Source organism: Rhizobium sp. P2_G2 (assembly GCF_056403555.1).
This window is the reverse complement of sequence record NZ_JBFUFF010000137.1, coordinates 1-14,041: the sequence shown is the minus strand read 5'-3', so window position 1 is coordinate 14,041 and position 14,041 is coordinate 1. Positions and strand designations below refer to the sequence as shown.

Genomic DNA, 14,041 nt, shown 5'->3' with positions numbered 1-14,041 from the left:
AGGTGTGTCATACCAAGTGTCGATGATATGAACCTATTGCGCCGGGCGCTTTTGGCTTCCGGACGTCGTCGAAAATCCTCGCCGGACCGGCAGGTCCGACTGCGGTTTGCTCCTCGCCGGAAGCCAAAAGCGCCCGGCGCAATAGGTTCATATCATCGACACTTGGTATGACACACCTCGTTCGGGACGAGGGGGCGAATGTCTCAAGTCGCGATCCGACTCTATGCCCCGACAACGAAAAAAGCGCGCTGACCTCAGGTCGCGCGCTTCGTCCGTCAAACCGGAAGATCAGAGTTACTTGATCTTGGTTTCCTTGAACTCGACGTGCTTGCGCACGACCGGGTCATACTTGGTCTTAGTCATCTTCTCGGTCATGGTGCGGCTGTTCTTGGTCGTCACGTAGAACGTGCCGGTGTCAGCCGTCGAGAGAAGCTTGATCTTGATCGTGGTCGCTTTCGCCATGGTCGTCCTGCCTTCAAAAAAACAATGCCGCGGAATCCCTTTCGGCCACGGCGAAGTGCCGCGGAAACTACGCATTGCCCGCTAAAAGTCAAGTGCGGTGGGGATGAAAAATCAGCCGGTAGATGGCAAATACGACGAAGATGGCGAAGAAGGCCATCAACACCCGTGCAAACCCTTCTGGTCCGCCTAGGCTCAAGCCCGCGCCGATGGCGATCGGTCCGGCGATCGTGCCCACCGCATAGGCAAAGATGAAGGCAGCGTTGGCAGCGGCAAGATCCGAGCCGGAGAATCGCTGGCCGATATGGCTAAGTCCGACCATATAGAGGCCGGCGACAACGCCGCCCCAGATGAACAGCAGGATCGCCATCATCACCCAGCTGGTCGAAATAAAGGGGAGCACGATGGCACCGGCCAGGCCGACCAGGCCCATGATGAACAGCAGCATGCGCCGGTCTTTCAGGCGATCCGAAACCAGGCCGAGGGGGATCTGGAAGACGACATTGCCGATCGCCATGGCAGTCAGCAGGTTGCCCGCTTCCGCCGGCGTAAAACCCTGTCGCGTTGCATAGATTGGGAACAGGCCGAGGCCTCCAACCTCGACTGCGCCAAAGACGAAGACGCCGATAATCGCCGTGGGCACGACGAAAGTGTAGCGCAGGAAGTGATGTTGCGGCTTCTCATCGAGATAAGGGCTTTCGCCGCGCGCCAGATAGATGGGGATCGCGGCGGCCAAGATGACGGCCGCACCGACCAGGAAAGGCAGGATACCCTGGGTGCCGACCGCCGAGAAGATCGAGGTGCCGATGGCAAAGCCGACCGACAGCACCGTGCCGTAAATGCCGAGCACCAGGCCGCGCTTGCTGGGCGGGGCGGCAAAATTGATCCAGAACTCCGACAGGATGAACAGCGTCGTCACCGCGCCGTGGAACACGATGCGCAGCGGAAACCAGGCCCAGAAATTTTCGATATAGTAGAAGCCGAGCGAACTGATCGCGGCGATCAGCACCGCCCAGATCATCGTCGTCGCCACGCCCGCACTGTGTGCAAGCTTGGTGGTGACGGGCGCAGCGATCATGGCGGCGATGCCGGCCGTCGCTGTGTTGAGGCCGCTCAGGAAGGAGGGGATGCCGCGCTGGTCGAGCAGCAGCGACAGCAGCGGCAGGCCGAGCCCTATGGCGATACCCACTGCGGATATCGACGAAATGGCGGCGAACAGCGAGGGCCAATGAATGTCCTCGCGCGCACCGTCGATCTGGTCACTCATGCATGCTCACTTTCAAGATGGTCAATCCAACGATCGACTGTTCCCCAGAAACAGGAACATCCCCCACTGCTAATTAGACGGCTGGGGACCGGATTTCAAAGCCTCCGCATGCATTTTGTCCGGATTTCCTCGCATTTCGCTCACGGCTGTTGATGCTCCGCAAGCGTGTCCTCCGGCCTCGGATCGTGCCCACCGAAGCCGTGCATACGCGTAGCCCATTGCAGCCCGATGACACCGCCCTTGATTGGCTGAATGAGCGCGAGCGCCAGGATCACTGTCAGCGGCGCCCAGATGGCGAGATGGATCCAGCTCGACACCTGGAAGCTCATGTCGGTGAACAGGAAGCCGCCAAGCGTGATATGGCCGACGACGATGATCGTCAGATAGGCCGGCAGGTCGTCGGCGCGCTGGTGGGTGTAATCCTCGCCGCAGACGGCGCAATTGTCGACCGGCTTGAGGAATTTGCGGAACAGCCTGCCTTCACCGCAATTCGGGCAGCGGCATAAGAAGCCGCGCTTCATCGACTGCATCACATCGCGCTTACCGATGTCGTCTTGTCCTGCATTCGACCAGTTCTGGCTCGCCTGCATTTTCGTTCTCCTTTGCCCGTCACCCCCGACGGATGTCACCTTCGACCTCGCGGGGGCCGCGTTCCCGGCAACTTACGGGCCGGGCGCGCCGGTGGACGCTTACCCGACTTGTGGAAGGAGCGCATTGCCGTCGGCATTTTGCGCCCTTCGCTCAATATTTCGAACCGCAGAGCGCCGGCGAGAGGTGCAGCTTCCGCCAGCCTGACACGGACTGGATCGCCCAGCCGGTAACCCAGGCCTGACCGTTCGCCGGTCAATGCCTGGTGCGCTTCGTCATATATATAGTAATCGTTGCCCAGCGTAGATATGGGAACGAAGCCGTCGGCGCCATAGGCGGGAAGTGAGACAAATAGTCCGGATTTGGTGACGCCGGACACCCGACCATCGAATTCAGCGCCGATCCGGCCCGCCAGATGATGCGCGACGAGCCGTTCGATGGTCTCGCGTTCGGCCGCCATCGCCCGTCGCTCAAACGTGGAGATTTCCGCGGCGATATCGTCGAGCTGCCCTTCTTCCTCCATGGTAAGCCCGCCCGCACCCAGGCCAAGCGAGGCGACCAGCGCCCGATGCACAATCAAGTCGGCATAGCGGCGAATCGGCGAGGTGAAGTGGGCATAGCGCAGGAGATTGCGGCCGAAATGGCCGATATTCTCAGGGCTGTAGATGGCCTGGCTCTGCGAGCGCAGCACCATTTCGTTGACCATGATCTCGTAAGGCTTGTCTTCGACCTTTTCGAGGATGTGGTTGAAATGATTGGAGCGCAGATTGCCGTGGGCGAGCGAAATGTCGAGCGTGCCGAGGAACTGGCGCAGGGTTTCCTGCTTGGCAAGGCTCGGTGCATCGTGGACGCGGTAGACCAGCGCCTGCTTCTTCTTCTCCAGCGTCTCGGCGGCGGAGACGTTGGCCTGGATCATCATCTCTTCGATCAGTTTGTGGGCGTCGAGCCGCTCCGGCACGATGACCCGATCGACAGTGCCGTCGGATTTCAGCAGGATCTTGCGCTCGGGCATATCGAGCTCGAGCGGCTGCCGGCGGTCGCGACCGGCCTTGAGGATCGCATAGGCCGCCCAGAGCGGCTTGAGGATGGGATCGAGGATCGGGCCGGTCTTGTCGTCCGGATGGCCGTCGATCGCGGCCTGCGCCTGCTGGTAGGCGAGCTTGGCCGCGCTGCGCATCATGATGCGGTGGAAGGTATGCGACGCCTTGCGGCCTTCCTTGGAGAAGACCATGCRCACAGCGAGCGCCGGGCGGTCGACATTTTCCTTCAGCGAGCAGAGATCGTTGGAGATGCGCTCCGGCAGCATCGGCACGACGCGATCGGGAAAATAGACGGAATTGCCGCGCCGCAGCGCTTCGCGATCGAGCGACGATTGCGGCCGCACATACCAGGAGACATCGGCAATGGCGACAACGACGATGACGCCGCCGGGATTGTCCGGAGACGTGTCCGGCTCGGCATAGACGGCGTCGTCATGGTCCTTGGCGTCGGCCGGGTCGATGGTCACCAGCGGCATGTCGCGCCAGTCTTCGCGATGCTTCATGTCGGCCGGGCCGGCGGCGTCCGCCTCGCGCATCACGGCATCGGAGAACATGTAGGGGATGCCATGCGCATGGATGGCGATCATCGAGATCGCCTTTTCGCTGGCGACCGAACCGATCACCGAGAGAACCTTGGCGCGCGGCAGGCCATAACGGCCGATGCGGGCCGACTCGATTTCGACCAGATCGCCGTCCTTGGCGTCCCCGATGAATTCCGGATCGACTTCGAGTTCGGTGGCGCGCCTGTCGATCGGCAGGATGCGCGCGGCGCCGCCGTCGATCGACCGGAACACGCCCAGACCGGCATTCTTGCGCTTGTCGATCACTTTGATGACGCGCGCCGTATAGGCCGGGCCGCCCCGTTCCTTGTTCGGGAAAATTTTTGCGACAACGCGATCGCCGATCCCGGCGACAGGCGCCCTGGTCTTCGAGCGCTCGCCGCCTGAAGACTGACGGATCAGCACCGCGGGCGCGACACCGCCATCTTCAGGCCATTCCGCCGGACGGCCGATCAGTTCGCCGGTCGTGTCGCGCATGGTGATATCGAGCACGGTGACCGGCGGCAAAGTGCCCGGCCGCTTCAACGCCTTGCGATCCTTCTCCAGCATGCCGTCGTCTTCGAGCGCGCGCAGCGCCGCTTTCAGCTCAACCCGCGTATCGCCCTTAAGGCCGAAGGCCTTGGCGATGTCGCGCTTGTTGGCGCGATCGGGATTGTCCTGGATGAACTCGAGCAGCACTTCGCGTGGCGGCACCACACCCTGAACGATCGATTGCTTCGGGCCGGCGACCTTGGCCGCCGGCTTCGTCCTGTCGTTGGATCTTGGCATTCTTGCCACGGAATCAGGCCTTTTTGGTTTTGGCACTCGTCGTTTTCGGCTTGGCGGCCGTTGTCTTGGTTGCGGTTTTGGATTTTGCAGCCGATTTCGCTGCAGTTTTCGGCTTGGCAGCGGCTTTGGCTCCGTCGGTCGACTCGGCCGCTGCGGCCTTCTTCTTCGGCGCCGGCTTCGCCTTGCCAGCGGGTGCCTTGGCGGCGCGCTCGGTGATCAGGGCAAGCGCTTCTTCCATCGTCACCGATTGCGGATCCTTGCCACGGGGCAGTGTCGCGTTGACCTTGTCCCAATTGACGTAAGGCCCGTAGCGTCCATCCCGGACAGTGATCTTGCCGCCGTTTGGATGATCGCCCAGTTCCTTCAACGCCGCCGGAGCGCCACGGGCTCCACGGCCGCCCTCAGCCGCTTTCAACGCCTTGTCGGCGATGACGGAGACGGCGCGATTGAGGCCGATCGAGAACACATCCTCGACCGATTCGAGATTGGCATAGCCGCCGTCATGCAGCAGGAACGGACCGTAGCGGCCGATGCCCGACGAGATCATCTTGCCGGATTCGGGATGCTTGCCGATGTCGCGCGGCAGGTTGAGCAAGGCAATCGCCTTTTCCTGGTTCATCTGGTCCGGCGTCCAGCCTTTTGGCAGGCTGGCGCGCTTGGCATCCTTGCCGCCGCCGCGCTGGACATAGGGTCCGAAACGGCCGGAACGCAGCGTGATCTCTTCGCCGGTGATCGGGTCGGTGCCGAAGGAACTCGGCTCGTTGGAAACCGCCGCTTCGTCCGCAGCCTCGCTGGAAAGCTGGCGGGTGAAATTGCATTCCGGATAGTTCGAGCAGCCGATAAAGGCGCCGTAGCGGCCAAGCTTCAGCGACAGTTTGCCGGTGCCGCAGACCTGGCAGACGCGCGGATCGCCACCGTCGGCGCGGGCCGGGAAGAGCAGGGGTGCCAGCGCCTCGTTCATCGCGTCGATAATGTCGCTGACGCGCAATTCCTTGGTCTGCTCGATCTGGGAGAAGAAATCCTTCCAGAAATCGCGCAGCACGTCCTTCCAGTTCAGCTCACCGGCGGAAATGCTGTCGAGCTTTTCCTCGAGCGAAGCGGTGAAGTCATACTCGACATATTTGGTGAAGAAGTTTTCCAGGAAGGCCGTGACGATACGGCCCTTGGAATCGGGGATCAGCTTGCGCTTGTCGATGGTCACATAGCCGCGGTCGCGGAGCGTCGCCAGCGTCGAGGCATAGGTCGATGGGCGGCCGATGCCGAGCTCTTCCATCTTCTTGATCAGCGTCGCTTCCGAATAGCGCGGCGGCGGTTCGGTAAAATGCTGGCTGGCGTCGATCTTTTCCTTGGCGAGCGCCTCGTGCAGCCGGATTTCCGGCAGGCGGCCATCCTCGTCCTCGGCGTCGTTATCCTCTTTTTCCTCACGCTGGTCGGTATAGGCAGCAATGAAGCCGTCGAACTTGATCACAGAACCGGTAGCGCGCAGACCGGCGGTGCGGCCGCCATTGGCGGCGGTGATCTCGACAGTGGTGCGCTCGAAATCGGCACTCGCCATCTGGCTGGCAATGCCGCGCTTCCAGACCAGATCGTAGAGGCGATATTGATCAGCGTCGAGATATTGGCGGATGCTTTCGGGCGTGCGGTTGAAATCGGTCGGACGGATGGCTTCATGCGCTTCCTGGGCGTTCTTCGCCTTGGTCGAATAGAAGCGCGGCTTGTCCGGTACGTAGTTGGTGCCGAACTGGCTGCCGATCGCGCGGCGTGCGGCATCGATCGCCTCGGGCGCCATCTGCACGCCATCGGTACGCATATAGGTGATCAGGCCGGCGAATTCGCCGCCGAGGTCGAGACCTTCATAGAGCTTCTGCGCCACCTGCATGGTGCGCGAAGCCGAGAAGCCGAGGCGCGAGGATGCGGCCTGTTGCAGGGTCGAGGTGGTAAAGGGCGGAGAGGGGTTGCGCTTGACCGGTTTGGCTTCGACGCTCTCGACGCGATAGGTCGCGCCTTCCAGCATGGTTTTGAGGTCCTTGGCCAGCACACCATTGCCGACCGAACGCGCTTGCATGCGCTTGCCGTCGGCGCTAACCAGGCGCGCCTCGAACGTGTCGTTGCGCGGCGTGCGCAGCAAAGCGACAATGTTCCAGTATTCTTCCGTAACGAAGCGCTCGATCTCAGTCTCGCGGTCGCAGACCAATCTCAGCGCAACCGACTGCACACGGCCGGCAGAACGGGCGCCCGGCAGCTTCCGCCAGAGGACCGGCGACAGGTTGAAGCCGACCAGATAATCCAGAGCGCGGCGGGCGAGATAGGCATTGACCAGCGGCGCGTCGATATCGCGCGGCGCGGCCATAGCGTCGAGCACCGCCTTCTTGGTGATGGCATTGAAGACGACGCGGCTGACCGGCTTGTCGCCGATGACCCTCTTCTTCTTAAGGACATCGAGCACGTGCCAGGAAATCGCTTCGCCCTCGCGATCCGGGTCGGTAGCGAGGATCAGGCCGTCGGATTTCTTGACGGCATCGGCGATTTCATTCAGCCGCTTCTGCGACGCGCTGTCGACTTCCCAGGACATTTCAAAGTCGTCGTCAGGTCGAACGGAGCCGTCCTTGGCGGGGAGATCGCGGACATGGCCGAAGGACGCCAGCACCTTGTAACCCGGACCGAGATATTTGTTGATCGTCTTTGCCTTTGCAGGCGATTCCACCACCACTACGTTCATGTTCTGTCTGCCAGACGGCTTTCTGTTCGTCGTGTCTCGTCGCTGTCCGGCTGCCGTGATGGGCCGGGCGCTCCGCTCTCACTAATCTATGTGCGATCGTCTTGGGGCGCTTATAGCCTTCGAACATGCGGCAATGCAATCCGTCCGGCTTGACAATCTCGGCGTGATCATCAAGCCGAGCGCCCAAGAGTTGCAGCATATCGTGTGCCCGGCTCGGTTGTTCAAGGTCATCCGGACGCGGCCCTCGGCGAAGCAGGCGGTGTTCTCCTGGCCAAATCCGCGTCAATCCTGCGTCAAATCCAGTGAAACGAGCCCGCGCGGATGCCTGTGCAGTCGGCCGGCGAGGTCCAGCTCCAGCAGGATCGAATAGACAAGCTGGGCGTTGCAACCGGTATGACGTATGATTTCGTCGATCTCGACGGGCGTGGTACTCAACGCGTCAAGTATCCGGTCCCGCTCCGAATCGCTCGGCGGGGGAGAGGTGGGTCTGTATTCCTCTCGTGGCGGCTCGCCGAGCGCCGTGTCGCTAAAGAGATCGACGCGGGTCATGGGCGCCATCGAGCGAATGACATCCGCAGATTCGGTGACAATCTGAGCGCCGTCCTTCAACAGTCCGTTGGTGCCCTGGTTGCGCGGGTCGAGCGGCGAGCCCGGCACCGCGAAAACCTGACGGCCGAAATTTCCGGCATAACGGGCGGTAATCAGCGAGCCGGAACGTTCGGCCGCTTCAATCACGACAAGACCGAGCGCGACGCCGGCGATCAACCGATTGCGCCTTGGGAAATCACGAGCGCGCGGTTCCCAGCCGAACGGCATTTCCGTGATAGCAGCACCACCGGCGGCGGCGATGTCATTGACCAGATCGGCATGCTCGGGCGGGTAGGGCTGGTCTTGAAGAACAGTAGGCAAATCGATATAGGTGCTTCGAACACAGAAGGGCACTTATGATCACGCATCCGCTCAAAGGCAAACTTGCGATCTCTTATGCACGTTGGTCCTCAGGACGTCAGGCTAAGGGTAACTCACTGAAACGACAGACGGAAAGTGCAGAGGCCTACTGTCACAAGACGGGCATGAGACTGGACCTTTCAATCGTGGATGACGGCGTTAGCGCATTCACCGGAAGTAACCTAAAGGCGGGTCTGGGGGTACTCTTGGGTGATCTTAGGAGCGGCAAGGTACCTGCGGACCGCGTCCTGCTCGTGGAGAACATGGACCGTCTTTCCCGGCTCAACCCCATGGACGTAATGCCGATCTTCCTTGAGGTTCTAAACACCGGTATGACCGTTGTGACCTTGCAAGACGAGATGGTGCATAGCGCCGAGAAGCTAAGAGATCAGCCGATGTTGCTGATTCCGTCCCTTGTGGCAATGCAGCTAGCTCACGATGAGAGCAAGAAGAAGAGCGACAGACTAAGTGCGTCGTGGCGGGGCAGGGTGGAGAAGCTTCAGGCCGGAGAGCGTATTCCGATCAGCAAGGTCCCCTTTTGGATCGACCAAAAGACCCAGGACTTTAACAGTAGGGTGGATGATGCAAGAACACTGTTTAACTTTGCGGAAGGTGGACACGGGACAACCTCTATCATGCGTCTTTTGAACGAACGGGGCATTAAGAGTCCACGCGGAGGCACTTGGGGTAAAGCAGTCGTTCAAGATGTACTGTGCTCCAAGGAGGCATATGGCACGCTGGAGATTAAGGGGCAGGAGATACCGAACTATTATCCAGCGATTATCTCCGAGACGCGGTGGATTGCATTGCGTAACCGCGCAGCACAACAGACACGGAATCCCCAGGCATCCTCCTACGTCAACGTTTTTCCGCGATTGCTGAGGTGTGGCATCTGCGGTTCCACCATGAGCGTCTCCTCCACCCGGGGCAAGAACAAGCGCTTTCGCTATGCTGCGTGTGAAGGCAGGACGGCGGCACGACGGAACTGCGATGGACGTAACTGGCCTTACAACTTGGTCGAGGACGCGTTTGTTTCGCGTCTTGGTGTCTTGCTGTCCTCTCCTATATCGCCCGGGGCGGCTTCAGAGCCTGACGAGCTTTCGGACCTGAACATCAGGATAGACGACCTCTCCCGCAAGCATCAAACGGCTGTAGAGCGCTCAGTTGAGGCCCAAAGCGAGGAAACGAGTCGGGTGTTTCTGCGTCTTGCTGAAAAGCATTCTGAGGAGCGGAAGGCGCTCGTGTCAAAGCGGCAAGACCTTCTTTCACGTATCGCAGACCAGACGGTTGCCGGAGAGGCCATTAGCGACCTTGAGGCTAGCGAGGAGGAAATAGCGCGTTTGCAGCGCGAAGATAGGCCGCGCCTTAAGGCGTTAATTGCGGCACTCGTTGATATGGTCACGCTTCACCGATATGACCCAGGGGACATGAGCGCCGCGACGGTGCTTCTAAAGACCGGGCGGGAGTACAATCTGGTCTTGGAGGGGTCTCGACCTCGAACGTGACAGAAGTACGGCCCTGACCGCATTGAGGTGCAAGCTGGCGCGTCTATTGAAGTCCGTAACGCAAGCACTCGCCAGCAAATGTGTAGGGGTCATGCGTGCACGTCACCCTTGCGATCTCCCGGAGGCCCGTTGCCGTCTCCCATTGTACCCAGTGGACGTACAGACTAAACCCGAGTGCAATTAGAGCCAAGTACTTCCAATCATCCAGCATAGCGGAACCCTCGATTGACTGTGGCGCAATCGTGATTCAACGACGGTTCGTCGTCAAGGGTGCTTATCGGAGCAGCGAGATATACAGTGGCGATTGGTGAACTGTGGTAAGCTATTGTGGAACCTGCGATTCCTGACTTCATTGTCACGGTAGGAGAGTTCCATGCATGGACCGCGCTACCTTCGTTCATATCCTGACCGCTTTCTTGAATGCGAGGAAGCCATGGAAGACCATTTCATCGAGTTAATGGAAGCGGCGGAAAGCGCTGGATGGACAGCGGATGAGGCTGCCACGGCGGTTACCAGCTTAGCCGATCACTACCTTCTCAAGCTCTTTGCCCTTGATGAGACGCTAAGCCAGCTTGTCGGGGCAAAGCTCAAGCGGCCTTAGCCGCGTCCTGCACCCGAATTATCTCGTCGTCCGGCAGTGGCCTTTGAAGGTATTTCACGTCGCTCCACGGCTTTGTCAGCCATAGGTCTATTTCTAGGTCGTTACGGAGGATGACCGGCATTGCCTTGTCATGCACCTCGCCCACAATGCGGTTTGGCTTGGTGGTAAGGAAGCCATATAGGTCGATGGTCTCAAGACCTACTTTCACCTTGCGCACCGATGTATGCTGCGGAATCCAAACACCCGCGAACCAAGACAGCGGCTCGTCCTCATTCATCGCGAACCAAACGTTGCCGCCGTTGATTTTGTCCGGTTCGGCAAACCGGGTAAACGGAACGATGCAGCGGTTTTCCACGCCCATCCAGCGGTTCCAGTGCTTGTAGTGCGGATGACGGACATTGGTAACGCCGGGGTCGCGTTGCTCCGCCATCATCTTGGCCTTGTCGTAGGGTTTGCCCTTCGCCTCTAATGCAGCAATCTTCTTATCTACCGTCTCCTCCAGGCGATCCGCCGGGGTCGGCAAGCCCCACCGGACATGCACCAACTCCCGGCTTCCGTTGTTGTTTCGAATAATCGGACCCTCAAGGTCCGGGTAGACGTCGTAAGAATCTCGGATGTTGATGCGGCTGTGAGCCTCTTCGGCCCACTTGTTCTGCCAGTCTTTTGGGGTGAGGTGATATAAATTACACATTAAACGGCCCATCCTCCCAAACCGGCATACGCTTATAGGTCACGTTGACCAAGCGCCGGACGCGCAGAGTCTTTATATCCTCGCCGTAGACGGCTTTCCAATCCGCAACCATGTCCCGCTTCTCGTGGCACTCGTCGCAACGGAACCACAGCGGTATCTCATGAATCCCGACAGGACCACACAGCGTCAAGAGGTCTTTGGGTAAATAGTAGCGGGTAATACGGCAGCGCTGGCAGGTCACCTTAACGAGCATCCCGTCGATGTCCGCCTGCGGCAAAGTGTACGCCATCTGCTTGCGGGTATAGCCGTCTCTCTCGGGCAAGGAATAACTCCGTGCTCATCTTGCTATCCGGTGAAGCTGGATGCCACCGGCACCGCGCACTCCGCAGCTTTTGCACCGTAGCCTGTTCATGATGTCCACCAGTCTCAACTGGGAGCCATGCTCGCCTTGTAGCCGCCAGCGGTCCAACATGCTTGTCCTGCCGCATGCCCTGCATTTGCAGCCCAACGCCCACGCGTCAGGAATATCGGCAAGAGCTACCTCCCTGAGAGCATCGGCGGCGGCAATGAGTTCATTCAGGGATAAACCATTAAATTTGGCCTCCCTGTCGAACAGATCGCCGCTGCGAGGCATGACGGTTAGCTAGATTTGGACAGCCCGTGCCGCTCGCGCATAATCCCCATCCACCATTCAGTAAGGTCCGCTCCGCGCTCATAATCCTTTTCAAACATCGCCCTCTGGTGGGGATTGGCGCGGCTGCGCTCGTACGCTTTGAGGACTTCGTCGGGGTAGTCCACGAGGTTCATCATGTCCAGGGTCTCGATGTCCGCCTCCATCCAGTCGTAAGGCAGTTGTTGCCAGAGGATGACGCGGGAGGCCAGGTAGGCGCGGACAATCTCCTCGTCGCTGGCCTTCGCGACGAACGCGTCCCACTCCTGCTCTGCCTTATCCAGCATCGCAGCTACCGCAGGGCCTCGCGCCTTCATCCTGTCGTACTCTTCCTGGGTCATATGCTCGCTATATTGAGAGTAGGGTCCGATTGGCTCGTATTTGTCAGACATCGCTAAACTCCTTTGGTTCTGAGGTTTGTTCCTATTTTGTTCCGTGCATAGTCGAGAGTCAATCCTCTTCTTTCGGCTGCCAATCGGACCGTGACCACATGCCGATTTCGGCACTCGATTTCCTGACCAAATTGAAACGGCCCCGAATGCTTGCGCTCACGCGCTGCGCAATTTCCTCCTCTGCGGCCTCCCTTTCGCCAATCTTCTTTGAAGTCAGCCGCTGGAGGATAAATCTCTTTGTGGTCCGTAGCACTATCGCCACGTCCATTGCCGGGTCATCCTCGCGGCTCATGGCGTCACCCTTTCGTATCTGGGCCGCCACCCGCGCCCCATTCCGTTGCTAATCAAGCATGACGCGGTGAACAATTGGTCCCTGAGGAAATCTGTGTCCAGCAGCAACTCTTCGATCACCCGGCGGTAGTCCCCGTGATGAACATCAAGCAGTGCATCGACCACGCTAGGCTCCCCAGTTTGCCCAGTTTCCCGCGTTATGCTGGCACCGATGGCGTCGAGAAGGCAAAGTTGTTCGGCGTGCATATTTCTCTCCAAAACCCCTAGGAATCGATTCCCAAACACCACTGTTCTTAATTTGTTCCGCGCGCCGCCTGTGTGTCAATCTCGAATTGACCGCAGCGGGGCTTGATCATTAACTGGGATGTATTCACCTTGCCACACAACCCGCAGGGAGCGAATCGAATGGCGATTTTTTTCGGCAGCAGATCATATGACGTAGCAAGAAGCCTTGTTCGACAAGCACAGGCGCGAGCAAAATCTCTTAGCGAAGCAGAAGTGTCGACCATCGATATAGATAAATACGCGGCTCAGCTTATCAAAGAGTTGGTCCCTGAGAGACCTAAGCTTCTGTTAGATCAGGTTGAAAACGACCGCAGGGAAGGAAATACAGGCCCGGGTTATCATGAAACCACCCATTACCTGGAGATATATCTCCCATTCGACGGCCCCCATGAAGTGTTCAATATGCAGCCGAGCGCCTGCCGGATGAACGGTTTGCCATTTGAATTGAGGCACGGCGGTTTCCAAAATCAGGAGCTGGTCTATAGAACAGGTATTGATGACGGCCGTGCGAGGGAAAAATTCATGTCGGAAGTTGCGGAAATCGAGAGGCACCTTGACACCTTGCAATATGACTTCGGTGCAGTGCCAGAGCAGATAAGAGAAGTCGTGACGAACGCAATTTTTCCGAGGCGCCAGAGCATTGACAAGGCAAAAGTTGCAGCGGCCAATCTAGGCTTCAAAATGCGACGCCGGGACGACGCTCCAGAAACCTATATCGCGCCGCAAGTGCAACGGAAAATAACCCCTGCCAATCCCGAAGCCTCGGCGGTAACGAAGGCGGAGCCCGTGCTCRCGGAGGAGGAGTACCAACACATAATGAAGGTCATGGACAACATGACGCACGTCATGGAGCGCAGCCCTAAGGTCTTCAAGGACTTGGGCGAGGAGGATATTCGCACGCATTTCCTTATACAGCTGAACGGTCAATATGAGGGACAAGCAACCGGCGAAACTTTCAACGCGGCAGGTAAAACGGACATAATGATCCGCGTGGATGACAAGAATATTTTCATTGGCGAATGCAAGTTCTGGGGTGGAGAGAAACTTCTTGGAGAGACAATCGATCAACTGCTAGGATATCTCACATGGAGAGACGCGAAGACGGCCTTGGTAATATTTAACCGAAATAAGGGGCTGACAACGATGGTCGAAAAAGCGGTAGCTGCCGTAAAAAAACACGCCAGTTATAAAGGCGGCCCCATGAAGGAAGGCGATACACGTTATCGCTATATCATGGGAAACAAGATGGGAAACAAG

The 14,041-nt window shown here is 58.9% G+C and carries 12 protein-coding genes and 1 pseudogene; 3 read left to right on the top strand and 10 right to left on the bottom strand.

Annotation, left to right across the window (positions count from 1 at the left end; all coding sequences use genetic code 11):
* Positions 1–294: 294 nt before the first annotated feature.
* From rpmG to AC1D06_RS38640, 6 genes and pseudogenes are all read right to left on the bottom strand, one after another.
* On the bottom strand, positions 295–462 hold the full coding sequence (gene rpmG / locus AC1D06_RS38665) for a 50S ribosomal protein L33 (protein WP_258162352.1): 168 nt from the start codon (positions 460–462) through the stop codon (positions 295–297).
* Positions 463–550: 88 nt separating this feature from the next.
* Positions 551–1,726 carry an MFS transporter gene (locus AC1D06_RS38660; RefSeq protein ID WP_477880965.1) on the bottom strand — a complete coding sequence of 392 codons (1,176 nt, stop codon included), beginning with the start codon at positions 1,724–1,726 and terminating at the stop codon, positions 551–553.
* Between the two features lie 140 nt (positions 1,727–1,866).
* Positions 1,867–2,316 carry a DUF983 domain-containing protein gene (locus AC1D06_RS38655; RefSeq protein WP_477990878.1) on the bottom strand — a complete coding sequence of 150 codons (450 nt, stop codon included), beginning with the start codon at positions 2,314–2,316 and terminating at the stop codon, positions 1,867–1,869.
* Between the two features lie 35 nt (positions 2,317–2,351).
* A complete protein-coding gene (rnr, locus tag AC1D06_RS38650; protein WP_477990877.1) occupies positions 2,352–4,682 on the bottom strand; it encodes a ribonuclease R in 2,331 nt (776 codons plus the stop codon).
* A 13-nt stretch (positions 4,683–4,695) separates the two neighbouring features.
* Entirely contained in the window at positions 4,696–7,401 is a 2,706-nt protein-coding gene (topA, locus tag AC1D06_RS38645) for a type I DNA topoisomerase (protein ID WP_477990876.1), read from the bottom strand.
* A 282-nt stretch (positions 7,402–7,683) separates the two neighbouring features.
* Positions 7,684–8,292, bottom strand: a pseudogene (locus tag AC1D06_RS38640) (DNA-processing protein DprA); the annotation flags it as partial.
* Between the two features lie 53 nt (positions 8,293–8,345).
* Here AC1D06_RS38640 and AC1D06_RS38635 point away from each other — a divergent pair.
* Both AC1D06_RS38635 and AC1D06_RS38630 read left to right on the top strand, forming a co-directional pair.
* The gene (locus AC1D06_RS38635) at positions 8,346–9,854 is read left to right on the top strand and encodes a recombinase family protein (RefSeq protein WP_477990875.1); all 1,509 of its coding nucleotides are present in this window, start codon (positions 8,346–8,348) and stop codon (positions 9,852–9,854) included.
* A 373-nt stretch (positions 9,855–10,227) separates the two neighbouring features.
* The gene (locus AC1D06_RS38630) at positions 10,228–10,455 is read left to right on the top strand and encodes a hypothetical protein (protein ID WP_477990874.1); all 228 of its coding nucleotides are present in this window, start codon (positions 10,228–10,230) and stop codon (positions 10,453–10,455) included.
* Here the strand turns inward: AC1D06_RS38630 and AC1D06_RS38625 are convergent.
* The 4 genes from AC1D06_RS38625 to AC1D06_RS38610 form a co-directional block, all read right to left on the bottom strand.
* Positions 10,442–11,146, bottom strand: a complete 705-nt coding sequence (locus tag AC1D06_RS38625) for an SOS response-associated peptidase family protein (RefSeq protein ID WP_477990873.1) — start codon at positions 11,144–11,146, stop codon at positions 10,442–10,444. The genes AC1D06_RS38630 and AC1D06_RS38625 overlap by 14 nt on opposite strands.
* Positions 11,139–11,468, bottom strand: a complete 330-nt coding sequence (locus tag AC1D06_RS38620; protein ID WP_477990872.1) for a hypothetical protein — start codon at positions 11,466–11,468, stop codon at positions 11,139–11,141. Before AC1D06_RS38620 ends, AC1D06_RS38625 begins: the two co-directional genes overlap by 8 nt.
* A 317-nt stretch (positions 11,469–11,785) precedes the next feature.
* Entirely contained in the window at positions 11,786–12,208 is a 423-nt protein-coding gene (locus AC1D06_RS38615; RefSeq protein WP_477990871.1) for a hypothetical protein, read from the bottom strand.
* Between the two features lie 58 nt (positions 12,209–12,266).
* Complete coding sequence (locus tag AC1D06_RS38610; protein ID WP_477990870.1) at positions 12,267–12,500, bottom strand: hypothetical protein; 234 nt, start codon at positions 12,498–12,500, stop codon at positions 12,267–12,269.
* A 404-nt stretch (positions 12,501–12,904) separates the two neighbouring features.
* Between AC1D06_RS38610 and AC1D06_RS38605 the strand changes: the two genes are divergently transcribed.
* A partial coding sequence (locus tag AC1D06_RS38605) for a hypothetical protein (protein WP_477990869.1) occupies positions 12,905–14,041 on the top strand: 1,137 nt, incomplete at its 3' end.